Origin of the sequence: Denitrificimonas halotolerans (genome assembly GCF_034259425.1) — a bacterium.
In the GTDB taxonomy this organism is placed as follows: domain Bacteria; phylum Pseudomonadota; class Gammaproteobacteria; order Pseudomonadales; family Pseudomonadaceae; genus Denitrificimonas; species Denitrificimonas halotolerans.
In genome coordinates this window covers 1-25,355 of sequence record NZ_JAXIVU010000023.1, presented here as the reverse complement: position 1 = coordinate 25,355, position 25,355 = coordinate 1, and the positions used below count along the sequence as shown (strand labels likewise).

Annotated in this window: 16 protein-coding genes; 12 read left to right on the top strand and 4 right to left on the bottom strand. The window is 44.2% G+C overall.

What is annotated here, in order from left to right; all coding sequences use genetic code 11:
- The first annotated feature begins 37 nt into the window (after positions 1-37).
- The 11 genes from TOI97_RS11990 to TOI97_RS13360 all read left to right on the top strand — a co-directional run bounded on the left by TOI97_RS11990 (position 38) and on the right by TOI97_RS13360 (position 20,062).
- Positions 38-1,966 carry an ATP-binding protein gene (locus tag TOI97_RS11990; protein ID WP_321554370.1) on the top strand — a complete coding sequence of 643 codons (1,929 nt, stop codon included), beginning with the start codon at positions 38-40 and terminating at the stop codon, positions 1,964-1,966.
- On the top strand, positions 1,959-5,240 hold the full coding sequence (locus TOI97_RS11985) for a type I restriction endonuclease subunit R (protein WP_321554369.1): 3,282 nt from the start codon (positions 1,959-1,961) through the stop codon (positions 5,238-5,240). Before TOI97_RS11990 ends, TOI97_RS11985 begins: the two co-directional genes overlap by 8 nt.
- Positions 5,230-5,997, top strand: a complete 768-nt coding sequence (locus TOI97_RS11980) for a M48 family metallopeptidase (protein ID WP_321554368.1) — start codon at positions 5,230-5,232, stop codon at positions 5,995-5,997. The genes TOI97_RS11985 and TOI97_RS11980 overlap by 11 nt, the downstream gene beginning before the upstream one ends.
- 696 nt (positions 5,998-6,693) lie before the next feature.
- Positions 6,694-8,322 (top strand): hypothetical protein, encoded by a 1,629-nt coding sequence (locus TOI97_RS11975; protein WP_321554367.1) that lies wholly within the window; start codon positions 6,694-6,696, stop codon positions 8,320-8,322.
- Positions 8,319-12,035 (top strand): tyrosine-type recombinase/integrase, encoded by a 3,717-nt coding sequence (locus TOI97_RS11970; protein WP_321554366.1) that lies wholly within the window; start codon positions 8,319-8,321, stop codon positions 12,033-12,035. The genes TOI97_RS11975 and TOI97_RS11970 overlap by 4 nt, the downstream gene beginning before the upstream one ends.
- A gap of 540 nt (positions 12,036-12,575) precedes the next feature.
- A complete protein-coding gene (locus TOI97_RS11965; RefSeq protein WP_321554365.1) occupies positions 12,576-13,892 on the top strand; it encodes an HNH endonuclease in 1,317 nt (438 codons plus the stop codon).
- A gap of 106 nt (positions 13,893-13,998) precedes the next feature.
- On the top strand, positions 13,999-16,566 hold the full coding sequence (locus TOI97_RS11960; protein ID WP_321554364.1) for a hypothetical protein: 2,568 nt from the start codon (positions 13,999-14,001) through the stop codon (positions 16,564-16,566).
- Entirely contained in the window at positions 16,511-17,983 is a 1,473-nt protein-coding gene (locus tag TOI97_RS11955; RefSeq protein WP_321554363.1) for a hypothetical protein, read from the top strand. Before TOI97_RS11960 ends, TOI97_RS11955 begins: the two co-directional genes overlap by 56 nt.
- A gap of 161 nt (positions 17,984-18,144) precedes the next feature.
- The gene (locus TOI97_RS11950) at positions 18,145-18,588 is read left to right on the top strand and encodes a hypothetical protein (RefSeq protein WP_321554362.1); all 444 of its coding nucleotides are present in this window, start codon (positions 18,145-18,147) and stop codon (positions 18,586-18,588) included.
- 76 nt (positions 18,589-18,664) lie between these two features.
- Positions 18,665-19,582 (top strand): S1 family peptidase, encoded by a 918-nt coding sequence (locus tag TOI97_RS11945; RefSeq protein WP_321554361.1) that lies wholly within the window; start codon positions 18,665-18,667, stop codon positions 19,580-19,582.
- A 150-nt stretch (positions 19,583-19,732) separates the two neighbouring features.
- Entirely contained in the window at positions 19,733-20,062 is a 330-nt protein-coding gene (locus tag TOI97_RS13360) for a transposase zinc-binding domain-containing protein (protein ID WP_407651352.1), read from the top strand.
- Between the two features lie 214 nt (positions 20,063-20,276).
- Here TOI97_RS13360 and TOI97_RS11935 read toward each other — a convergent pair whose 3' ends face one another.
- The 3 genes from TOI97_RS11935 to TOI97_RS11925 all read right to left on the bottom strand — a co-directional run bounded on the left by TOI97_RS11935 (position 20,277) and on the right by TOI97_RS11925 (position 23,526).
- Positions 20,277-21,116 (bottom strand): hypothetical protein, encoded by an 840-nt coding sequence (locus TOI97_RS11935; RefSeq protein ID WP_321554359.1) that lies wholly within the window; start codon positions 21,114-21,116, stop codon positions 20,277-20,279.
- Positions 21,117-22,097: 981 nt separating this feature from the next.
- The gene (locus TOI97_RS11930) at positions 22,098-23,300 is read right to left on the bottom strand and encodes an Arm DNA-binding domain-containing protein (RefSeq protein WP_321554358.1); all 1,203 of its coding nucleotides are present in this window, start codon (positions 23,298-23,300) and stop codon (positions 22,098-22,100) included.
- 10 nt (positions 23,301-23,310) lie between these two features.
- Positions 23,311-23,526 carry a hypothetical protein gene (locus TOI97_RS11925; protein WP_321554357.1) on the bottom strand — a complete coding sequence of 72 codons (216 nt, stop codon included), beginning with the start codon at positions 23,524-23,526 and terminating at the stop codon, positions 23,311-23,313.
- Between the two features lie 181 nt (positions 23,527-23,707).
- Here TOI97_RS11925 and TOI97_RS11920 point away from each other — a divergent pair, with 181 nt between their 5' ends.
- Positions 23,708-23,956: a helix-turn-helix domain-containing protein gene (locus TOI97_RS11920; RefSeq protein ID WP_321554356.1), complete on the top strand. Its 249-nt coding sequence runs from the start codon at positions 23,708-23,710 to the stop codon at positions 23,954-23,956.
- Positions 23,957-24,132: 176 nt separating this feature from the next.
- Here the strand turns inward: TOI97_RS11920 and TOI97_RS11915 are convergent, their stop codons facing one another.
- On the bottom strand, positions 24,133-25,242 hold the full coding sequence (locus TOI97_RS11915; RefSeq protein ID WP_321554355.1) for a hypothetical protein: 1,110 nt from the start codon (positions 25,240-25,242) through the stop codon (positions 24,133-24,135).
- Positions 25,243-25,355 lie beyond the last annotated feature (113 nt).

Here is a 25,355-nt window from a genome sequence, read left to right as displayed (position 1 = left end):
CTACTAGCATTAATTATTCATAACCCAAGAGCCACGTATGTTGAATGAGTTTTCCGCAGAATCACTGCTAGAACAATTACGCCAGCTCGACGAATGCCAGCGCATTGAAGCTAAGCGCGGCAGCGATATTGGCAGCTCGGTTATGCAAAGCGTGTGTGCGTTTGCTAATGAGCCAGGGCTGGGTGGTGGTTATTTATTACTGGGTATCAGTGAGCCTGATGAGCAGCATGAGCAATTTTATGTGTCAGGTGTTAGTAACACTGACCAACTGCTAGGAGCCCTACAGGCTAATTGCCGTGATCAGTTTGAACAAATCATACCGATAGAAGCTCAAGCCGTATTTCTGGAAGGTCAAACTGTTATTGTGGTATTTGTTCCCGAACTGGATCCAGTCGCCAAGCCCTGTACGTTCAAAGGAAGGTTTGATAGCAAAAATAAACGCAAAACAGGTGTCTGGCGGCGGGGGCTGAATGGCGATTACGAATGCACTCAAGCCGATATAGAGCCTTTGCTACTGGCAAAAAGCGGCCTGGGTTTTGAGCAAATTGTACTCGCCGATGCGCAGTGGGACGACCTAGATCCAGCAGCCATTGAGTTATATCGCAGTTTGCGCGCCAGAATTCGCCCCAATGCCGAAGAGCTAGATGCTAGTGATACCGATATGTTACGGGCATTGAATCTGGTTAAAAAACAAGGAGAGCGCTGGGTGCCTAACGTGGCTGGGTTACTGCTACTGGGGAAGCCTTTGTCGTTACGCAGATTACTGCCTGCAGTGCGTGTGGATTACGTTCGTATTGCCGGTAGCCAATGGGTAGAAGATCCAGATCAACGCTTTGTGACAACGCTGGATCTACGTGAACCGTTGCTGCGTCTTATTCCAAAACTAGAAAGTGCCATAGTTGATGATTTACCCAAGCATTTCCGTTTAAAAGAAGGCGATTTGCAACGAACCGATGCACCTTTATTGCCTTATAAAGTAATACGCGAAGCGGTTGTAAATGCGGTTATGCACCGTGACTATCAAGTACATCAACCCATTATGGTTGTGCGTTACAGCAACCGCATTGAGATTCGTAATGCAGGTTATTCACTAAAACCAGAAGCCATGCTAGGCGAGATGGGCTCAAAACTGCGCAACCCTATTCTGGCAGCGGTTCTGTACGATCTTAACCTTGCAGAAACCAAAGGCTCCGGCATTCGTACCATGCGGCGCTTACTTGATAAGGCAGGTCTTACTGCACCTGTTTTTTCCAGTAATGTACTGGCTAATGAGTTTCAGGCGACTTATCTCTTGCATCAGTTGCTGGGTGAGGAACAGCTACAGTGGCTTAAACAGTTTGCCCCGTTACAGCTGTCGGACAATGAGGCGCGAGCCTTGATCCTGGCTAAGGAAACAGGTGCGGTTGATAACGCTGGTTTACGCGCCATTACGGCGTTGGATACGCTGTCAGCTAGCCAAGTACTTAAGCGTCTGCATCATCATTATCATTTGCTGGAGCAAGGCGGTGCAGGTTCAGCAACTTATTATCGCCTGACTGATAAGAATATGGCCGAAAACGACCTACCATTATTTGCTGCAAATGACTCAAATACAGGTGACCTCATTGCAAATACGGGTGACCTAGCTGCAAATACAGGTGACCTCATTACAAATACAAGTGAGCTGCCAGCTGATTTGCAAAAAAAACTCGGTGCACTAACAACCAAAGCACGCAAGCACAAAATGTGGCCATTGATTGTCTGGTTGTGCGCACTGCGTTCTTATAGTGCTGAGCAGCTTGCTACCTTACTGAATGGGCGACAGGTTAAGACATTAAAAAGCGCACACCTTAATCCATTGCGTGAACAAGAAGGACTGATCGATTACACCCACCCAGAAGTGATTAACCATCCAGAACAGGCCTACCGAGTAACAGCTAAAGGTTTGAACTGGTTGAAACAGCAAGGAATCTGCGTTGATGACTGAGCACTACACCCCAAAATTTCAGGAAGAATACAGTGCCAAGCTACCAGCACTGACGTTATTAACTAACTTAGGGTGGTCGTTTCTCTCGCCCGAGCAAGCACTGGTTGCACGTAGTGGGAAAACTGACGAAGTGGTGTTGCGGTCGGTGCTGCGTAGTGAGCTGCAAAAGCGCACTTTTACCTTTGCTGACAAAGACTATCCGTTGTCTGAAAAGTCCATCGATAACCTGATCGCCGAGGTGTGCAGCCCCCCGCTAAATGAAGGTCTGCTCACCGCCAATGAACGGCTGTACAACCACCTGCTGTACGGCATTTCCGTGACTGAGTTTGTCGAGGGTAAAAAGGCCAACCCCACTATCGCGCTGATTGATTGGCAAAACCCAAGCAATAACAGCTTTGTATTTACCGAAGAATTTACTGTAACCCGCTCTGGCGGCGTAGAAAGTCGCCGGCCTGATATTGTGTGCTTTGTGAACGGTATACCGCTGGTGGTGATTGAAGCTAAACGGCCCGATGGCAACAGCCAAAAAGGTCCGACTATCAATGAAGGTGTTTCACAGTGTTTGCGCAATCAACGCCACGACGAGATACCGCGATTATTCGCTTACAGCCAGCTGCTGCTGTCGATCAACGGCAATGAAGGGCGTTATGGTACCTGTGGTACGCCAGCGAAGTTTTGGGCAGTTTGGCGAGAAGAAGATTTTACCGACGCCCAAATGTATGCGGTTAAAAACAAACAACTGTCAGCCACACAAGTAACAAAACTATTTAGCCACCGGCCAACTGCAGACTTACATTGGTATCAAAATCTTATTGCGGGTGGTGAGCTGGCTGTCACTCGACAAGATCAACTCCTGATTAGCCTGCTTAGCCCCTCTCGGCTATTAGAGTTAACACGTTACTTTACTTTGTTCGATAAAAAAGCCGGTAAAATCATTGCTCGCTATCAACAAGTGTTTGGTATCAAGCGGCTGATTGAACGCATCAATACTCGAAATAGCACTGGCGGCCGTGAAGGTGGGGTGATCTGGCATACCACAGGCTCAGGCAAGTCTTTTACCATGGTGTTTTTAAGTAAGGCCATGATTCTGCACGATAGCCTCAAGCAATGTCGCATTGTGGTGGTCACTGACCGAGTCGACTTGGAAAACCAGCTGAGTAATACCTTTGCCTCTGGCGGTGAACTGGCTGGTAAAAAAGACAAAGCCGCAGCCATGGCTACCTCGGGCACACGCTTAGCTGAGCAAATTGGTAAAGGTAATGAGCGTATTATTTTCTCGCTTATTCAGAAGTTCAACACGGCAACCAAGCTGCCGGAATGTGTGAATACCAGCGCCGATATTATTGTACTGATTGACGAAGGCCACCGCAGTCAAGGCGGTGAAAACCATATTCGTATGAAGCAGGCACTACCCAATGCGGCCTTTGTGGCTTTCACCGGCACACCACTGCTAAAAGATGACAAAACCACCAATAAGTTTGGCCCCATTGTGCACGCCTACACGATGCAGCGTGCCGTGGAAGACCAAGCGGTTACGCCCCTGCTGTATGAAGAGCGCATTCCTGATTTAGATGTTAACGAGCGTGCGATTGATAGCTGGTTTGAGCGGATCACCGAAGGGCTTGCAGACGAACAAAAAGCAGACTTGAAACGCAAGTTCGCTAGAAAAGGTCAAGTCTATGCAGCCGATGATCGCATTCGTTTAATTGCTTTAGATATTGCCAACCATTTCATCAAAAACATCGATGAGGGTTTAAAAGGCCAATTAGCCTGCGATAGTAAAGCCTCGGCCATTAAATACAAAAAATATCTGGATGAAGCAGGCTTGTTTGAATCGGCGGTAGTGATGAGCCCGCCCGATAGCCGTGAAGGCAACACCGCCGTGGATGAATCCACTACCCCAGAAGTCACTCAGTGGTGGAAAGATAATGTTGGCAGCCAAGATGAACAGGCTTACACCAAGCATCTAATTGAACGTTTTGATAAGGACGATTCACTCAAGGTTCTGATTGTAGTGGATAAGCTGCTGACGGGGTTTGATGAGCCCAAAAATACAGTTCTATATATTGATAAGCCCCTGAAAGAGCACAATCTGATTCAAGCCATTGCCCGAGTAAATCGTCTGCATCCTAAGAAAAAGTTTGGATTATTGATTGATTATCGCGGCATTTTAAGCGAGCTCGATACCACCATTCAGAAATATCAGGATCTGGCTTCACGCACTCAGGGCGGCTACGACATCAATGATATTGCTGGCCTTTATAATCAGATGAGTACCGAGTACAAGCGCCTACCGCAGCTGTATAAGCAACTATGGGCCATATTCGATGGTGCGAAAAACAAGAACGACATCGAGCAGCTGCGTCAGGTGCTGGTTCCAAAGATTGAAGAGCGTAGCGGAGAGCTGGTTGATGTGAACTTAAAGGTGCGCGAAGACTTCTACGAAGCCTTGACCGCATTCGCCAGTTGCTTAAAAGTTGCACTGCAATCGGCCACTTTCTTTGAAGATAAGAGTTTCAGCGATCAGGACCGCCGCCATTACAAAGAAACAGTTAAGCAGCTGTCTGGCCTACGGCAAATGGTGCAACAGGATGCTGGCGAAAAAATCGATTATGACCAATATGCAGAGCAGGTCAAAAAACTGCTGGATAAGCATGTGGTCGGCGTGGAAGTAAAAGACCCTGACGGTGTGTATGAAGTCGGCAAGATGGGTCAGCAGCAGATGGAGGACTGGAGCGAAGATAAAACTCGCAACGAGACCGATATCATCAAAACCCGCGTGACACGCATGATTGAACAGGAGTTACGCGATGACCCTTATGCACAAGAAGCGTTTTCGAAATTACTGCGCCAAGCCATTGAGGAAGCCGAAAAGCTATTCGAGCATCCACTGAAGCAATACCTGCTGTTTCATGAGTTTGAAGAGCAAGTGCAAGAGCGCCGCTTAGATGATATGCCTGATGTTTTCTCCGGCAATCGTCACGCTCAAGCTTACTTTGGGGTATTTAAAAAGTTGCTGCCAGAAGTGTTTGTGGCAACAGACCAGCAAGTGCAAGAAAAATGGATCAAGCTGGCGTTTGAAGTGGATCAAATGGTCGATGTTTCGGTCGCTGAAAACTCTATCAACCCGCAGAACATCGAAGCCGACATCCGTAAAAAGCTACTGCCGCTGATGTTCAAGGAGTGCAAAACTATTGGTGGTGGGATGGATCAAGCCAAGAAAGTTGTCGAGATGGTGGTGCAAATCACTCGTGTTGGCTTGAGTGTCGCGTAACGTTATGAACGCTTTGATTAAGTCAAACAGTCAGCCGCTGAGCTTTTGTTACGGTGATGAGCGCATCAACTTTGAGCGCGTGCTGCGCCCGAAAGCCACTAGCAAGGTATTAATCAAGGTGCATCCAGATTGTCGAGTGGTGGTATCAGCCCCAGAGGATGCTACCAGTGAGACGGTTTTGTACGCCGTTAAACAACGCGGGCGCTGGATTTACGAGCAACTGCGTGAGTTTCGCCAGCAGCTTGAACATGTCACCTTGCGTAAGTACATCAGCGGGGAAAGCCATTACTACTTAGGTAAGCAATACCTGTTGAAAGTCCACGTAGAGCCAGATCAAGTTCAAGGTGTCAAACTGCTTCGCGGCAAGTTGGAAGTGTCAGTGCGTGCTAGCGATGCGACTAGAGTAAAAAATCTGCTTAACGACTGGTATAAAATACGCGCCAGAGAAGTGTTTGCCAGACGGCTGGATGTGCTTTTAGAGCAAGCACTGTGGGTGCAAGAACGCCCACCCATTCGTATCCTTACCATGCAAACCCAATGGGGCAGCTGCTCACCTTATGGCCGCATTACGTTAAACCCACACTTGGTTAAGGCCCCCCGCGATTGCATCGATTACGTCATCCTGCATGAGCTGTGTCATATCGCTGAGCACAATCATAGTGAACGATTTTATCGGCTTTTAAGCCAGGTGATGCCCAACTGGGAAAAAACTAAAGAACGGCTAGATGGATTGGCTAGCAGAATACTAGCTTTATAGGAGTTAGGAGCATGGTAAACGTGCGTAATAAGCTTTGTCGCCCCAAGCGAAAGCTTATGCCAGACGGCGAGCTATGTAAGCAACTTCAGCGGTCGAAGTATTTCGCTTAATTGCTTAATTATTGCAATAATCCAGCAGTCACGCCGCCGCTAAAGAGCATTGAGCAAATTTAGGTGCATGACGTGTGTCGGTCTTAATCGGTCTCTAAGGCGGCAGTCATTTCTAAAGCTGCATTTTTCGGACAAAAATAAGCCGGTCTCTGTTTGGTCTCAACTCGGTCTCAATTTAAAAACAGCGATTTTTGCGACCAAACGGGCGGAGGTCATGACATCCGCCCTAGGGACCATTTAAAAATGACCTCTGCTTTTTAGGGGCGGCACTCTTGGAGCTTTTTTGACCAAAACCAGCAGCTGTAACATGCTGATTTTAAAGGGAAATGGCGCACTCGGCGGGATTCGAACTGCCTTCGGAGGGCGTTAATATCAGACTGCCTAGAGTTTGATATTTTTACCTTAAATTACATAAACTGACATTTACCGCCTGCAAGCCACGTACTGCTTGACTATAGCTAGATTATTTTGTGACATTTAAGGTCACTTTAGATGGTCGCAGTCTCAATTATCTGTATCATGCGTCACAATCTAGACTCACTATATGTTACGTTAGGGCTATCATAAATGACACTTACCCAGCTGCATGGTGCTCAAATTATCTTCCACAAAACACCATGACGCACGGGCCAAATCTCAGAGAGCCAGCGTCGATATGCAACATATAAACAGTCCTGGAAGGCTAACAAAAACTCTAGAGTCAGCCGACTCACATTTTCATCTGCTGCTAAAAATTGAGTCAATACTTGATATTGATTTATCGTTCCCTGCACCCAAAAATCTGGTCGAGACACTCCTAGAGTTATTACCACATATAGAACCACTGCACTTAGCAAGCCAGTGGCTGGATGCCATTCAATATACAGCCCAAACTGACGAAGCTAAAACATGGCCACGTACAGCCAAAACTGGTCCCGACAGAAATCCTCTGAATCGTAATTTCACACGCTATCCGATTTGCGCATACCTACTGCAGGATGGTCATCCGAAAGTTACTCAACAAGCTTTAGGCCTTAAAATTTTATTTTTATACGCCCTATTAAGACGCGGATCTTCTGACGGACTTATTAGTCATGCCATTCAGCTGCGCGTTTCAACTCGGACAAATACGGGTGATCTGCAGATACTCGTAGCCTTACCGGAGTTTACGGGTAACTTCTACAACTACCATCAGCAGCTCCGAGACTCGGTACAGCTGTTAATAGCTACTGACAATCAGAGTCCATTGTTAAGCAGTCTACGTGCTTTACTCGAAATCGCACCAGCTGCTAGACCTGCACAAAGCACAACAAGTCGTGCACAATTCCAGCCGGCAGTAGCAAAGACAGTTTTGACGCCAACTAGTGAAAACACACAAACACCTGCAAAGAATATTTCGTCCCTAAAGCTTGACAGCGACCATGCTGAAAACAATGAGCCACCTGAATTTATTGACGTGTTCTCGGCTGTTTTATATGCGGATAACACTAATGATGAAAACGATTTAGATCTGATTTCTCCTCAGCTGCTAGATGAGTCAGCAGCAGATAGCCAGGCGCAAACATCTGAATACTGGCTGCGTAGACATCACAGGCTTGTACCAACGGACTGGGGGCGTCTCACGCGTATTGAGCGCAAGCATTTGGCACACTCAATTAAAACAGGCATGGCATCAGCTGATGCTAAACAAGCTCTGAGTGCGGCAATTCTTGGTTCCATGTATGTGACCGGCTTAAGCATCGAGTCTTTACTTTTAACGCAAGCAGGCCCAGATCAAACCTTCACAAACAGCGGTTCTTATATCAGGGAAATTCAGCTACCAGAAGGAGCTTTTAACCCCAGCCTTGAGCAGTTATCTGATCTTCAGCCAAAAGCCAACAGAATCATACTGCAGCTACCTGAGCCAGTAAGGCAGTGGATATCGACTACATGTACTGGCGAAACAAAGCCGCTTGGGGAATTGCTTAACCTCCAGCAGGAAGAGGCAGCACAGTTGGTTAGATCATTATTACATGAGATTCGTCAGGATGGATTGTTCCAGCGTATCAGGCTAGAGCGCATTCCAGCTGCATTGGCTCTTGAAACCACTTTGGCGTACCAAGATCCACTGGTCACGTATCTAGTTGCTGCAACCGCAAATCAGGCACCACCTAAACTCTCGTACTACGCGGCGTACCCTGTAGAGATGATTCAACAAATATACTCTCAGGTAACACAGGAGATGCTGAACCCATGAGTCGTACAGGATACTACCCAACAGAAACCACTTTTAACCGACTCATCCAACAGGCGGCAGCTCGAATCACCACTGCAATGGAAACGGATGATATTGCAGAACGCCATAATGCATTTACTGACTACACGCTCGCTTTGCTATTTTGCGCTACAGGGCATAGGCCAGTGGTAGATCCCATCCACTCAAAAAATCTTTTCGACTTAGACAATGGCTGGTTGCTGATCTCAGACAAAGTCGTACACGAGGAGCGTAGCTGGCGTGTTGTCGCTCTGCCCGAAATTGCCTGCCAACAGATGCAGCACTATCTAGATTATTTGCCGAGATTGGCAGCTTGGTTAGACCAAAATCCAACTTATTTTAAAACTCGTAACCAAGTAAGCAGCCTTATAGGTGGAGCTGATCCGATTTCATTATTTTTCTATTTGGATTTAACAAAAGGTGATCCAGTACAATCAATTATACCGTCAAAGATGATTGAGCGATGGCGTGACTACTGGCAGCTACCCATCAATTTTTTACGTCATACAACAGCAACAGAGTTGAGCTTGAGTACTTCACAAGCCGCATTTGCTCAAATCCAGCTTGGCCACTTTACTGGAAGCGACCACCCCTTTGGCTCGACTGCCAGCGAGTCAGCGCAAACGGTACTGTCAGAAATACGTACACATGCTCAGGCCTACATGGAAAGGCTAGCCTGGAACGCAATACCATCGCCTGTTCGGTTGCCAAAAAACGCTACCTCGCTGAAGAAACAGCCCAATAACATCAGTTCTGTAGAGAAAAAAATACTGGGTTTTGCCCTGCGGCAAAAGCAACGCAGGCTGAAGTCCGGCCAAAACAAAGACATTATTCGAGCAGCTTTAGCTCAAGCTACAAATGAAGCTGAAAGGATTAGCACAACTGAGCACATTCAAGATGCGGCTAAATATATCGCAGTACACGCACCGGTATCGCAAGCCAACCGCTGCTTGAAGCTACTCTATAGGTTTATTTCACGAACCAGAGAAGGCAAAAAGCTACTGAGAAATCAAGCGCAGCTTCGAGCTATTAATGTGGAAGCGTCTCCATTTGAGGAGGGTTCAATAACGGCTTATAAAAACGCTGAATCGCTACGCAAAAACTTTCTTGAATATCTAAATAATGCATACGATAAACAGCTTCCATGCCCTACACGCAGAACAGCTGAAATAATAATTGCAGCCGCTCTTTTTGGCAGATTTGGTAACACTGTTTTTCTGCAAGCAATCCCGAAGGCCTTGTCTGCTGAGACTTATCAATACGCTGGGCAGTTATGCGTTGAAATACCATTATCAGAGAATAGTACTGAAGCAGTTTTCAGGTGGCATCCTGACGACATATGCCACGCTTTGATTCAGGGGTTTTTCAGGATTAAAGAAACTACAAGCACCTCAAAGCAAACATTGCGTTCAATGATATCTGAAATGCTCATAGCAGCAGGAGCCGATAAACCGGCCAATGTTTGGCAGTATCTAGCTGAGGTTGGTAAAAGCCTAGCCATATTTGAAGCACCAGGCCATGCAGCTGATTTTCTAAGCGGCAAGCTGGTCAGCGTCTCTATTCCTCGATCACAATGGGTTCGCTTACTCAGCGGCAAAGCCTTGCAAACAAATACCGCACTATCAGATAAACAAACAATAAGACCGCCGATTAGCGTGTCTGGCTTCACAGCAACTAGCAGCCCCGAAAAAGATTCACGCGTATTTATGCGCCTGCTACGTCAGTTAATTAATCAGGCGGCCAGTACACCTTCGGCAGGAAACCAAAAACTTTCCACAACCAAGAAGCGAAAGCTTGAACAGCTAATAAAAGAGGACGTCATTCCAAAACAAAAATCGATGCCCCAGCTAGCTATGCTGTTGATGGCATGGGCTATTCACCTCTGTAAGTTTGGAACACGCTCTAAAAAAGATATTGCATTCAGCACAGTAGATAAATATGTCTGCATGGTGGCCAGAGCATTACTAAACACCATGACAAATATCGATTTTCTTTCACTTGAAGCCGATGCGTACGAAAACTACTACCTTGAAATACTTGAGTCGCAACCGGAACACCGTAGAGAAGATGTTGCTGGCCGACTGTATGAGTTTCATTGTTTTTTATCTCAAGCTTACGCAGTTGAGGAGCCCGCTTGGAGCGAGATTTTCAGACTATCAAATCTAGGAAAAGGCGAAGGGTTTGCTGACGCTAATTTCATAACTGAGGATGAATACTTAGCCATTATTGAGTCAGTGAAGCAAAGCAGCTTTTTATCAGACCGATTACGTGCTCAATACGTGGTACTGCTTATGCTTGGTTACAGATTCGGTTTGCGATTTGGTGAGGCGCATCGCCTGCAGTACCGAGATGTTCAAGAGCACCAAGGTGAAATCAACATTGTCGTACGCAACAGTATTTACGGTGAGACTAAAAGCAGTGCTGGCCAACGAATTGTGCCTTTGTTAGAAACGCTAACTGAAACAGAAGCTAGCGCTTTTACACAGCTGTTAGCATGGGCTGGAGTCCAGTGGCAAACTGACAAACAAGCGGCATTGATGGCTGAGGCTAGCAACTCGCGGGATTTAATCGAGCGCAACCAAACAATTGCGACACTGGGCCAGTATATAAAGCTCAAAACTGGTGACAGTAATTTGCGTTTTCATCATCTTCGCCATAGCTGGGCCACACGGCTGTATGCATATCACTACTCACGACAGTCTGAGAAAAAGCACCCTCTGGCAAGTAAAAGCATCGTGACTCAGTGTTGGGCTGATTTCATAGGCAACCACAACACGACATATCCGCTCTCCAGCATATCGACTGCACTTGGCCATCTGCACGAGAGCACCACACTGACAAGCTATGTTCATGCAATTGATGCATGCTTAAATCTTGAGGCAACGCATCAACAACCATCAGCAAAGGTATTTGCCTATGCGCTGCAAATCTCACATGACAACTCAAGACAGCGAATAAAGCGCCAGACCCTATTTAATCTAGACAGCTCGATTCCAGTCGCAGACGTTCCTCTGCAGGAGCGCCCAGAAATTATTAATCAAAGCTGTTTGGAAACGACCAAGCACATAATTCAGCCAGTAGATATTGAACGCCTACTGATTCGTCTTCGCGAAACAAAGCAGGCAGTCGATCTTGTTGCTGATGAGCTCTTCATCGATACTAAAACGGCATATGAAATTATAGATTCAGCATCGCTTGCTGAGCAAACTACAGGCTTTGAATTTTATCAGGTTGAAATTTCTCATAATAATTTGCTCACTATAGGCAAAAGTGAGAGAGAAAAACTGATTGAGCAGCTGTCGCAACAAACAGCTTACACATTGCAAAATAATAATATAATTTCAACTCTAGAAAGCAAGACTCGTTTGATTGAAAATCTGGATGAACTAAATAAAGCTGAGCTTAAACTCGCATTTTCAATTTGGCAGCGTACGCTAAAAAAACATGAAAATATTATCAATGATATAAAGTCACAAACAGCCCTTGAAAGCATACGGGAAAAGCTATTCCCAGAGCTGTCTTTAAAAGTAAAAGATATACCCAGTAGTTATTCAGGCGAGAAAAGTTTAGCCAGAAAGCTTTCTAGCAAAGAGATTAAATTCATCCCAGTAAAGCAGCATAATAACTTGATAAATACCAGGCAAATGCTTACCAGAATATTTTTTATTTTATCAGTTTATTTTTACATGGTATGAAACAAGGGTGAGCTGTAAATAATACTTATAACTGCCAAGATTAAATATAATTTGTTTGCCCGTCTTATTCATCGCGCTGGCCATTAAATAAACTACCCTCCTGTTTTAGGGCAGCTCAGTGTGAGCAGAATAAGCAGTGAAGGCACTGATTTCTGCTTAGTAAAGGCATGAATCGTAGGGTAAGGCTCGATCGTCTGGAGCGCTAGCTGGTAGATAAACGCTAGAGACTGGCTATTTACACAGTCTATTTTAGTCTGGCTTTCGAGATGCGCGCACTTTAACGATAAAAGGTGCTCGTTTTTATGCTGAAAGCAACAATAGAGACATTTAAATCAGAGGGTTATGTTTTGTGTGTCTAGGATAGTGCGCATGCCATTAGCAAGATAGACGGCATGCTTGAATTGCACCTGAAGGGTGGCTTGTTTTTATTGATAAAGGCTTTAGTATTCAGATTCATACACTAATTAAAGCCATGCCGGATCTAGCGGTAAAACGAGCATGCACACTAATAAGCTGTTAGTCTCCTCATAAGGAAATCATATGGAAAATTTTAAGATTCAGCTGTTTTCTACTAGTCAGCTTGGAGGAGTATTAGACATTGGATATACAGCAGAACAAAGTGAAGTAGTGACTGACCTATTGCTTTTGTTTAATGCCCAGTTTGATATAGAAAAACAGTCAATTGGTATGGATTACAAGCATCAATATACTGAAGAATTTAAAGAGAGGTTAAATGATTTCATAAATAAGTACAAAAAAATACTCCCTCAAATTCAAGGCTTGGCACAAAAATTTACTAAGCTCAAACCCGATGAGTGGTTTTTTACGCTTCCCCCCATTGATCTTAATACGAAGCAAAAATATGCGCTAGAAAAAGAGCTAAACCAACTGAACGGGATAGAAAGTGAAATCACTAATAGTGACATTGAGAGTCTTTTTTCTGGTGTGATGGATAATTATGAAATTGTTACGTTCGATCTAGACAAAGATAAAAAAATCAAGATAGGAGAAGGACTGAAAAACAAAAGAGTGTGCAGGTTTTGCAAGCTCCAGTCACCAGATGTGAGTTTTAAAAAGGAAGCACACGCTATATCTGAAGCGTTAGGTAATAAGAAGCTGGTTTTGAATGAAGAATGTGATTTATGTAATGAGTTTTTTGACGAGTATGTAGAGCGAGATTTTGTTTTCTATCATGATCTTGTAAGGACAATGTTTGGGATAAAAAACAAAGAAAACAAAACTCCTAAAATGAAAGGCAGAAATTTTGAGTTCTTCAAAGATGAAGATAAAAACCTGAATGTTGCTATTGTTAGTGTTGATGAGAGTGGTAAAAGCCAAGAGCCACCCAAAAGCGTATCCTTTAATACGGATAACAAAATCAGAGTGCAAAACATATATAAGGCTTTATGTAAGTTTGCATTGAGTGTGATGGGTGAAGAGTTTTTAGATTATTTTTCAGATACTATTGATTGGATTAGAAATGAAAATGTTGCTGAGCGTTTGCCAAAAATTGCAATGCTCAATAGTTACTCATTTTTTACGGAAAGACCTGAAGTAACATTGTTTTTTAGAAATAATGATAATTATGAACTCCCATTTCTGGTTGTTGAGTTTAGGTTTACATATTATATGTATATTTTTATTGTTCCTTTTTCTAGTAAGGATAAGGTCAATTTTTTAGACGAGTCAGAGTATCAAACATTTCTTAATAGTTTTAACCATATTCGAGCAAAAGGTGATTTCAGTTTTGTGGACTTTTCTGAAAATATAGAAAGAGAATTGAAATACACCATTAATTTTGAGCAAAGAGAGACTAACAAGTCAATGCAGCCGACCGCTAAAGCGGCAGCTGATTGAGGCGTTATACGGTGGGTGTGGAAAATCCGATTTCGACCCAAAGCGGACATAATCGCATTAGTTAGAAATTATCGTACAAAAAATATGTATGGAGAGATCTCCACAGATGGATGATTTTGAAGCCGACTATAAGAAAGCTATAGAAGCAGGTCAGCGCAATCTCCGAGCAACAAAACTTCTAAGCAATTGGTGTTTTCATGCTGAGCTTGCTCGATCTCCAGGTAGGGGAATGATTGAAGCTGAAACAGGCCTCCCAATCGGGCATATGGGGGTACAGTGCAAGTTCTCCAAGAAAAACTCGATGATGTGCTGGCTTCTCGAAGATGGTGCATACGACTTCTACCAGAGTAACTGCAAAGATTGTAAAGAGAGGGTTCCTGTCGGAGTCCCGAATATTATGGATTTTGTTGCACCAAGGGAAAAAGCTGCCGCACAAAGAAAAAAAGCCCGAGAAGAGCAAGAAAGAAATAGGAAGCAAAGGCAAACAGATAGGCAGAAAGAGCGAGCTGTGCTTCGTAGCCAACTCTCCTTAGAAGAAACCTTCGTTCTTGATCTGCTGGACGAGCTTGATCAAGAAGATATTGCAACGGACGACCCTCGTCTGGAGCAGCTTGCAAACCTTGCTCCTGAGGCATTTACAAGAAAGGTAGTCGACCACCTTTTGCCTGCTGTATTGCACGAGCATTTCCCTTACTCGATGTCCGCAGCAAAGGCATTGCTCAACGCATCGTTGCAACCAGAAGAAAAACTAGCAGTGGCATTACGCTTGGTATGCAACTATGTAAAATCACCAGATGCCATTGAAGTAATTTTGTCTGATGCTGAAAAGCTTTCGTATAGCGAACTAATAAATGTTGTCCATCGGTTTGTATCAATTGCATTAGGTCCATCACCCAGGGCACATATTGGGGGAGTAAGAACAGTAAAAATTGATGCTGGCCCTATTCGCTCGATCTTCCAGAAAAGACGGACAGATATCTCTGCGGAAGTCGATATCCTTTTACGTGACGCAAACGCTGAAAAGGTCTGCGCTGCGATAAAGATAATACTTGCCACAAATTGTGAAGCACTGTTTTCAACACATACTAGAAGCATCATCGCAAAGCTAATTCGTAGGCGCAGCCTATTTCCAGAAGAGCGACGTGATAGCGAATTACTCCACTACCTTCGGGAAGCAGCATCAAAGTGCTTCGAGCATTATCCTGAAGAAACAGATGCAGTCATCCAATCATTTCTTGCAGGGTGTGACGATACAGGGAGAAAAGAAGCCCACAGGATCTATCAATCTGTACTGAAACACGAGTATCGAAAAAAAGCTAACATAGGTTCGCCTCAAAAGATAGCCTTTAGAAGGTTGCTTTGGGCAGCCGTAGAAAAGCCAGAGAATGGCATAGACGATGCCGGACAATTTTTTAGACATTCTTGGGATGGATTTGCTGAACTCGCAGTTGAACATTTTGAAGACCTGGTCGGTGCAGCTGCAACTCTTAGCGAAAAATATGAGCAAGTAGGTGCAGAGAGCACCCTGGAAGTGGTTGGCGATGTGTTCTCCGAGATGGACAAGAATAACAAGCTTTCCGCCATTAACAGTTTACAAGAATCACTTATTGAGTGGGCTGCAATTGGCGCAAAATCAAACGGAATTAAGGGGATTGAAGAATTTCTAGATTTTTATCGCCAGCTACCTAAGAATCAAACACAGATGCGTGGAAACATGATCACTCATGTTTCCAAATTATTGACCGGGGTTGACAGCTTGGCTCTAGTGTTACCTGATTGGTACGGTGCGCTTATGGATGAAAGCACATTGGTGCGCGCCAGAGCTGTGAGGGCATGGGAGGACGTGCCATATGATCTAGTAAAGAATTTTCCTGGCCTGTTCTTTGAAGCATATTCCGTGCTACTAACTGACCCATATGTAATCGTTCATCGGTCGGCAGTTCGCGCTCTCAGGCGAAGATCATTTCCAGAGGAAAAGAGAAGCCTTATAAAACAACCGTTATGGAACCTGATTGTTTACTACTCCCAAGAGAGTAAAAGGGAGGACTTTGTTGTCGATTGCATTGATACTTTTACCTATCTCTGCCTTTCACTTGAAGAAAGAAAAGAAAAGGTCGGGCAGCTACTTTCGAATATTTTACTCACTTTAGAAGGAAGTGCCCTATACCGTGCTGTTGATCAATTGCACTACGGCTTTAAGGAGGTTCCTGATTTCGTCAAAGTAGCATTGAAGTCAATCCAAGATGAATATACTCGCTCTATTTCTGCCGACGACTGTATGTCAGCAATTTTGAATGCCCCACCAGATGAGCTTCTAAACTGTGCTGATGACATCAGAAAGGCTTTTTTAGCTCTCAAACCATTTAGGCCTGAGAACTTTATAGAGGCGCTACTGTACGCTGCTGCTTTGACCAAAGCCGGAAAATATAAATATGCGAGCGCTCTATTTAAAGAGCTTAAGGCAAGTATCCCCATAGAAGATCGATTTAAGCAGTGGCAACTTGAAGTCGCTATGGTAGAGGTGGCTGCAGAGATTGAGCACAAGATAGAAAATAGAGAGCTACTTGATGAGCTGCCTGAAAAATGGCGAAGCCTGCAGTCTGATTTGGAGAGAGAAAATGAAGAACGAGCCAAACTTCGAAACTTTCCACCAAGCTTTTTCTTCGAGGATTGAAGTTAATGCCGCACTTGACGGAGCTTTGGATGCTTCAGTACAGGATTTTGAGCGATTAAAAAAAGCTTGTTTGGAGCTTGAAACAACAATCTCCATAGTGGATAAGGGTGATGTCGAGGATCAGTATCGTGCTTATCACGCCGCCATAACCATTTTTGCCATCTTGGCTGAGTGGAAACACGCTATAAGGAATGCAGAGCAAGATGCTCAACGTTTTTTAAATTCAGCGAAGTTAAAGGCGTCAGAGGCAGAGAAATCCTCTGCGTTCTCTGCGGATGAACGGCTAACAATTTTTCTAGATCAAGTGGCAGGTGTCAAGAGCGCAAACGAATTGGACGTTATTCAGGATCATTTGAAACAGTGGTCTTTGCCTCTACTCCTATTTGCTAATCTTCCACTTAAAGGTTTCGGAGATGGCCGTATTCCCGCCTGGAACAGAAATTCGGAAGAGCCGGAGAAGCTCAAAACGACAGTGGCTTTCTTAAAATTTGACATAGATGGAGAGCCTGCTCAGCAATGGAACTACCTTAAACCTGGCACATCTTACGACCTTACGATAGAAGTCAGGGTTTCACATTGGCCCAAAGGTGCAAGCTCCCTCTCGTTGAAACCCGTAACTGTCGACATTCGTGAGAAGGATTGGTTGCCAAGTTTCAGCTTCGAGAAGCCGGAGGGAGACGGCCCATTCATTCTGACTGGTACTGGTCGGGCTGTTCTAGAGATCGCGCACTCATTCGGATCAAGGCCTTACGAGTTTCTTTATGCAGCTGAGTTTGATGACACAACTCATTGTCGAGATGTCGCTATTGTTGGGCATCGCCGCCTGTTGCTAGAGGGAAGTGACGTTAATGCAAATCCATTGACTGGGTTTTCAAATGTGGATCGCCATCTCTTCAGTATTCGCGATAAGTTTCGCACTTTTCCTGGGTTACATTCAGACGATGTTGCCAATACAATGATATTGCTTTCTGGATTGGGCAACATCGCTGCTCAGGCCTTGAGAGATGGCCTTTTTGAGGTGGGTACGTCCGAATCAATTTACCAGAAAGAAGCTACTAAGATGCTTCGAAATAGAAGTGATATCGGGGAGGACTTACAAGGTCATCCGGCAGCTGCTGGCGGAATCACCGATCTTACGTTCAGGGGTATACCGCTTGAGTTAAAAGTCGAAAACAAAAAAGCTCTATTTCCGAAAGATTTCAAGAAATATTTCAATCAGACCGCTGCTTATGCAATAGGACTTGGCAAACGACTTGGAGTGTTGTCTGTCCTTGAAGCATCACCAAAAAATGAGCCTATTGGCATTGTCGAAGACGATATTGAAGTCTTTATGCATTCGAGTGGCCAGTCTCAGGTTATCATTGTTGTTGCAATTATACGTGGAGGATTTCCTAAGCCTAGTACCTATTCAAGATAGCTCCGCTAATGGCCGAATTTCGGAATAGCGAAGTTGATGCAGGTAGCGTATAACAAGCGCAAGCAGTCGGAATAATTACTCGCTGCGCTCCCTATTTTCCGCTGTTGCGAGCGTTATGTGAATAGGTGAATAGGTGAATAGGTGAAGCTATGAGATATAACATGGAAGATGGCTATGGCCTCAAGCACCTATTTGAGAACTGTTTTGGTCGAAAAGCTTGGTATGAGCTGAAGCACTGCACTGATCTAGCAATATGGAAGAAGTATTGCGCTCGGCTTCTATCTGCAATAGAAGTTTCTGCAAAAGCTACTGTAGAGATCGCTGATGAAGCTTGGTTCGAAGAGCTTTCAGGGGAGGTTGGGCATGGAAAGAGCATGGTTCGACTGTCAGAGGATTTCGAGCAACTATTCTCCAATCTGGCGGCGTCACTTGGAGTGATAAGTTTTTTGCAGTTGGGCTTGGTCCCTCTCCGTCTAACCGTAGACAGTGTCACCTTGCGGCACCCAAGCAACTGGAAACTAAACCGCTACCGTTCTGTTCAGTATGTCCAGAACACCGAGCAGCGGGAAAACTCACATAACAAGAAAAAGCAGTCGGACGCATAAATGCGCCGCTGTTTTTGGCGTTAGGCTGCCGATAAGCATCGGCGAAAAAACGAATACATAATGAAAGCGAAAATTTGTGCATAGAGTAGAAATTACCCAGAAAAATAAAGATTTATCTAACGTTAAGCTGAAGTGGGGGCGTCCGGCTTTCACTGCTGATGATGGCTTGGGGTCACTCGATAGTTTGCACCAAGCGAGTGATGCTATCGTATGCATAGCTGGTTATTTTGACGACAAGCTTACTTCGATAGGTAGTGGAATAATGATCGGCCCAGGCATGGTGTTAACAGCATCTCATGTCTTTGATGAGTTTCCTAAAACTGGGTCAGGCCCTGTCTTGCTTTCATTTTTGCCTGATAACAAAGCGCGTGCTTGGCTCCCAACGGGAATAGTCACTTGTTCAGGCCCCAGCAAATATCGACCCGATGACCCAGAATGCAAGATAGTTTCTGACCTTACGATATTATCTTGTGATCTTCATTCAGATGCTCACCTAGCACACCCGCAGTCCCTAATTCCGTTAGAATTATGTCTTCCATTACCGGGCTCTAGATTATGGGCTGTTGGGTATCGTCATGGTGCCTTTGATGAAGATACAGCTTTGGTATCTCCACTCGTCACTTCTGGTTTGGTTACTAATGTATTCCCCCATGGAAGGGGGGAAAGAATGCCTTCTTCTTGTATTGAGATTGATATGGAGTCTTTAGGAGGAATGAGTGGGGGCCCTGTATTTAATGAAGACGGACGAATAGTTGGCATTGTTTCATCGTCATTTGATGGAGGACCAACTTACGTGACACTTGTCTGGGATGCTATGAGGCTCTCAGTCGAAGGCCTTCCACATGAAATATGGGGGGCGGAGCATTCAGGAATATTGGAAGGGATTGAGCTTGGACTGGTTCGGGTAAAGGGTAAGTTTAAGGCGGGCCAAGGTAGAGATATTACACTGACCCTTTCTGACGCGGAGATGGCTTACTTGGTTCAAAGCGAATGATTGCACTCAAGCCTAGCAATACGCTGTTGCCGGACAGTTTTTACACCGCTTCGCGGCTCCAAAATTGCCGCAAAGCTCTGCGTTGCACATAGCCGCTCCGCGGCAGAGTATTAAAATTAGAGTTGTATATAACAACTGAGGACAAAGGATATGTCCAATCGAGCCATACAAAATCTGTTTGCTTGTTACTCTGAACAACTTAAGAATACTAAGCAATCGCTTAAAAACCTCAAAGCGATTGATGCGCTAACCCATTGCCGTACACGTGCGCTGGGTGCCAGTTATTACCGCTGCAAGTTAAACCATGCCGAAATTGAGCAGCTGCACTCGTGTCGCCATCGCAGCTGTTATGTCTGCGCCCACAAACAACGTCTTGATTGGGTTGAGAGGCAAAAGGCGCGTCTGCTCAATGTGCCGCACTTTCATGTGATTTTCACCTTGCCCCATGAGTACTTACCGCTGTCGGTCTCTGTCAACTAGTGATGATATTCCACCGCCACCACCACCTGCTGGTGCCGCACAGGGTTCAGATATAACTACACATTCTGCGGATACTTCAAACACCCAAAGCAGAAGAATACTTATCGACTCTGCAAATGGTGACAGCGAGTAATTGCATAACAAAAAAAGGCAGTCGGATGGCTTTGCCGCCCACTGCTTTTGGCGTTAGCGTTAGGCGTCCACATAAAATAAATCATATTAGCTTTTCATGCTCAACAACTTTTATATCAATTATTCTCCCACCACATTCAAGAAGTTCGCCCTGGTTGAATTTTTCCATTGGTATAATATCAATAATTAATTCATTACCAGCAAGCTGCGCTTCTAAAAGTTTTTGCCTGTGTTGCGGCTCAAACTGGTATTTTTTGAGACCTTTTGCATCTGTGCTTCTTACTGTTACATTCCCACTGTGATCGTCTACACATAGAACTACACTGTTTATTTGATTTCTTATTTCTGACTCCAATGGTGCATTGCTGCTACGCCTTAAGTTCAGATCGAAATATTTATCGTCAACTTTAAATGATACGGTACAGTTGTTTTTAGATCGCCCTAGAACATTATAAATAAGGTTTTGCGTTAAGAGAGTCTCATCTTCTGAGTCTGCAATTAAAACATCAGGGGAAGCAATTACCTCTCGACCCTCAGTTATAATTCTTACTTTATGTACATTCCCACTGTGATTATTTGATATGTCTATCAGGTTGTTTAAACATTTAAGTACTAGGTTTTTTGCAGCTAAATAGATTGACTCCACGTCAAAGTCAGAATTTTTCTGCATATAAACAACAAGTATGCTGCTATCAAGTTCATTGCTGCTATCAATCCCACCTTCCACAGCATAGTAAAGTGTATTTTTATGCTGAGAGCTTATTTTCTTACTTAAGAATGATTCAATAACAGTTATGATTTCCGTATCAAATTTAATTTTTGCTCCCGCATTAGAAGTTTTAAAAGTTATGCTAATGTCATCTTTTTTAGCATCAGGGCTAACTTGCGAAACAATTTCTTTTCTTATAAAAATACCAGGCATAAATGATCTCCAGGAAATAATTAAAATAAAGCTATTTAATAAATAACTTTCTCAAGACAATATAGCCCCGCAGAAGAAGCATATTGCCTTCAGAAAATTATTTATAAGAATAGATGTACGAGCGCACAGGAATAGCCAAGCAAAGATGCTGAATAGATACAGTTGACTATTTTTAATATGAAACTTGTTGTTTAAAGCTTAGTTTAAAGACAAGTTTATACTGCGTAGACATTACCCATACAGCGAGTAATATCACGTTAGTTTTGAAGCGAGAGACTGATCAGTCTCTCGCTGTGATACGCGTAAATCGCGTCAATATAATCGCCTTGCAAGATGTCTTACAAGGCGTGGGTGCTAAGCACCTTTTTAATTTTATGGATGCGTGGCAGCCATAAATTTCATTAGGACTAGTTGTTTTGCTAGGCTAGCTACCTAGTGCAATACCCAAACCTAAACTTGAGCAGTGCACAGGATACTATCTAGACCTGATTTTAAAAACAAGAGCTAGCTGTTCAGGCTTTACTGGGCACCGTTTCTAACGTGCCAAGCCACCCGTATAAAATACTTTTGCTGACATGAGCTCTGAGAAAAAGCCGTGTAGAAAGTATGCGTCTCTTGCTCACTCCGGTACCAGTTAGATGAAGAACCCATAAGCAAAACCCAGCGAGAGCTGGGTTTTGCTTGGTACTAAATTTTGTGCGCACCGTGTTCAGGAGTGCAGCACATACCTGGTCTATATTGGCAGCCGTTCTTCGAACATCATCCGGACGTCACCTAGGGTTCTGCCCTCAGGTCTTGGCTCTTTCATAAGATTTTCTATCCACATGCGTATGGCCTCATAATTGTCCACCCAGTAGGGCAGGCCCCAGTACAACGATAGTTCGTTAGTTCTGGCGATGCTGTAATAATCAATTAACCATATCGTGACATTCCGAGCAGTAAGCGGCTTACCCAGTCTTTTGTTTGTTTTTACTAATTGCGTCATGAGTTCTCATTCTCCTCAGATAGGCCAGTAAGTATCAGGCGCTCAAAGGCCGAACCGTCTTGGCGGGTTAAGTTAGGCACATAGCGTGAGTACACTCGGAATAGCATTTCCGTAGTTGTGTGCCCCATTTGGCGAGCAATCCATTCTGGTGCCTCTCCTGCAGCCAGCCACAAGGTAGCTGCTGTATGCCGTGTCTGATACGGCGGTCTTCTCTTCAGCCCTAAATGCCGAAGCGTTGGGTGCCAGATTCTGCGAGTAACATTGTGGTGATACAGTGGGTTTCCGTCACGATTGCAGAAAACAAATTCCTGCTCTCCAGTAACCTTGTGTTGTTCGCGTAGTGCGTCATATACAGGCTGCGACATGAAAATTTCACGTTGTGAGCCATCGTTTTTGGTATATGTCATTTTGTTCTGAACAACAGACTCACGTATTAAAATTTCTCGACGTTCAAAATCTATATATTTCCAACGCAAACCATCGATCTCACCTGTTCGCATCCCCGTGAAAAACCGGACGGTGTAATATGCCTTGTAGTCCTCACGAACCTTAGACAAAAAGAGGCTTACTTCCTCTAATGAAAAGGGTTCAATTTCGGTTCTTTGTATTTTTAAAGATTTAACTCCAAGAAAGGGTGAGGTAAAATCGTACCGCTCAGCGGCTTCATTCATAATCATCCGGAGTGGGGTTATTGCCTTGTTCACGGTGGATGCTTTTAATGCACTGCGTTTTCGTAGCGGGTCTTTGGCGAGAGTTGCACGAAATTGCAGTATTTCAGCTTTGGTGATGTCGTTGAGCTTCTTTTCTCCAAATGCGGGTATGGCATACGCCTTCAAAGTGCCTACAACTGATTTGTAATGGCTGTCACGCCACTCCACATGTTTTTCAGACAGCCAGATCTGTGCAAACTCTGATAAAGTCGGCATGCTGTCCTTAGCCTCTTCATCTGGTTTGCCCTTTCGAGCGGCCTCCACCTTCTGATCATAGTCCTCAAAAAACTCTGCACGCTTGCTGTCTGGAAAATAATTACGGTAAACAAAAGTACCCAAGGTAATTTCGGCTTCTATGCGGGTACCTACTTTTTCCAGTCGCTTTCGGTGGGCAACCGTGTCAGCAAGTTTTGTGTACTCGCGACAACGCTGTCCTTTATAACGAAAATCCAGATATAACAGTCCATTTCTGACATTTACGCTTGCCATATCACGCCTCCTAGCGAGTGCCCATCATCAGGGAATTGATAGCTGGGGCTTTAAACATATCAACCTCAATTTTTTCCCATAAATAGAGTATCTTCCGGCCGCCAAACGGGCGGATATAGTGGATACCTTCCAGCAAGACAGAGTCCTTGAGTTGATTGCGGATGGTGCGTGCGTCGTACTTGATACGCTCGGCAAGCTCAGCGGTGGTTAGGTATGTAGTCGTCATTTTGTATCTCCTGATATATTCGTGTAGCGCAGGGTCTACATTAGTCCAGCCTGCAATACATATCAAGCCTTTTATGTAGAGTAAAGTCTACATAAGAGTGTTTGCCTATACTTAAAGAGAGCAAAGCAAGCATTGGCGTGGGGTTTTCTGTAGAATCAGGAAAGATAAACAGGAGATAAAAATGATTCGATTTCGTCTCAAAGAACTGATGGCAGACAAAGGTTTTAGGGAAGGACGGCGAATAACTATGGATGAGGTTTCAAGAGAAACTGGGATTCATCGCACAACGCTTTCCAAAATCGCAAACCAGATAGGGTACGTAACCAATACAAATATACTTGATCAGCTGTGCACATACTTTGATGTGCCTATTGGTGAGGTCGCGGAGCATCTGCCTACACCAACAGATCAAAGCGACTCTAGCGAGTGACTTATAGATAGCTCTACTGGACACCACGTACAAGATCCTTGGCTTTGATAAAATGTTCAGGATGGGTGCTACATGCTGGTTAAATGCGGGAATATGTAAGTGTGTAATTACTAAGCTAGGTAGTAGTGGCTGTCTAACTTAGTAAAATTTTTTGCTAAAGACATATTTACTATTTGTTATGTACTGATAAACCAAAAGTTTGGCGGTATAGGAAGGCGGTAGTGTCTGCATGCAGCCAAAAACATAGGCGTTAAACCTATCTTAATTGCACTAATATCCCTTACCTCCGTGCAAACCTCCATGGCTTTGTTAAATGTTTCGGCTAGGGCATCATGTCCTTTATGAAACGAGATATCAGTTAAACATATGCCGTGATAAGTCTCGCCACGCCAAATAAGATCATCTGTATCCTCATCTGGAAACCATGCTTGATGAGTACAATTAGGTATTTTTTCTTCAAGGCGCTTTGTGAACTCTACAATCTCATGACCTTCGTATACATGCTGAATCCAAAAATAAATGAATGGATACAAAATGCTCCCGGCACAAGCTTCATCACGGTAGGACTGCTCAGAACTCACAGGGTGAGATAACAGGTCAGCATAATCGTTAAAGCATGTGGGGTACTGAGAGCCAGTTATTAGGGCAAGCGTTGTTCGATTAGCGATAGCTTGTAGCCAAGGAAAAAAACGATCTTCTGATTTTGTTTGCTGAGCTAGATACATAACCAGTGCGATCTCAATCATATGATCATCTCTAATGGGAGACATGAGCGTTGGGTTTGAGTTAATCACAGAAACGATCGTATCCAATGTGCGGTTGGATTCATCTAATAAGTAGCTTAAAAATTCTGAGCCTGCATCCGGCAGTCTCTTATAAAGCGTAATTATCCAAATACCTCGTATCGCCAACCTACCTAAGAGTTCAAACATAGCAAGGTTAACGTCAATGGACTCCCGTGACTGCACAGCTATTGATAGAGCATGCTGATTATCACAGTGCGCGTAAGCAGTTTTTTCAAAATACTTACCAGAAGTTGTAAGATACAATTTCAAGAACTGATCAAAAATAGACATTAACGCTTTATCATGCTTATTTGGCTTTTCTTTAAGTTGATTTTTTCGGATTGAGTTCCAACAGAAAAGCATACCAAGCTCGGAGACTTTATAAGTACTTTCTAAATTACAAGCCTCAACAGCCCAAGCTATAACAGCATGCAAACATATATAGGATTGGCGCAATCTTAATAATTGTTCTTTTTTAGAGCTGTATTCTGGACTTCCCACAGTTTCATAGACACTCAGCTGCCTCGTTGAGACGTTCTCTTTCTTCATAATCCGCCGGTGATAACTGGCCTAAATGACTATGTCTGCGACGGCGATTATAAAACACCTCGATG

Coding starts and splice junctions, on each gene's coding strand:
- TOI97_RS11990 (WP_321554370.1), top strand. CDS start 38: ATGTTGAATGAGTTTTCCGCAGAATCACTGCTAGAACAATTACGCCAG.
- TOI97_RS11985 (WP_321554369.1), top strand. CDS start 1,959: ATGACTGAGCACTACACCCCAAAATTTCAGGAAGAATACAGTGCCAAG.
- TOI97_RS11975 (WP_321554367.1), top strand. CDS start 6,694: ATGGTGCTCAAATTATCTTCCACAAAACACCATGACGCACGGGCCAAA.
- TOI97_RS11970 (WP_321554366.1), top strand. CDS start 8,319: ATGAGTCGTACAGGATACTACCCAACAGAAACCACTTTTAACCGACTC.
- TOI97_RS11965 (WP_321554365.1), top strand. CDS start 12,576: ATGGAAAATTTTAAGATTCAGCTGTTTTCTACTAGTCAGCTTGGAGGA.
- TOI97_RS11960 (WP_321554364.1), top strand. CDS start 13,999: ATGGATGATTTTGAAGCCGACTATAAGAAAGCTATAGAAGCAGGTCAG.
- TOI97_RS11955 (WP_321554363.1), top strand. CDS start 16,511: ATGAAGAACGAGCCAAACTTCGAAACTTTCCACCAAGCTTTTTCTTCG.
- TOI97_RS11950 (WP_321554362.1), top strand. CDS start 18,145: ATGGAAGATGGCTATGGCCTCAAGCACCTATTTGAGAACTGTTTTGGT.
- TOI97_RS13360 (WP_407651352.1), top strand. CDS start 19,733: ATGTCCAATCGAGCCATACAAAATCTGTTTGCTTGTTACTCTGAACAA.
- TOI97_RS11935 (WP_321554359.1), bottom strand. CDS start 21,116: ATGCCTGGTATTTTTATAAGAAAAGAAATTGTTTCGCAAGTTAGCCCT.
- TOI97_RS11930 (WP_321554358.1), bottom strand. CDS start 23,300: ATGGCAAGCGTAAATGTCAGAAATGGACTGTTATATCTGGATTTTCGT.
- TOI97_RS11925 (WP_321554357.1), bottom strand. CDS start 23,526: ATGACGACTACATACCTAACCACCGCTGAGCTTGCCGAGCGTATCAAG.
- TOI97_RS11920 (WP_321554356.1), top strand. CDS start 23,708: ATGATTCGATTTCGTCTCAAAGAACTGATGGCAGACAAAGGTTTTAGG.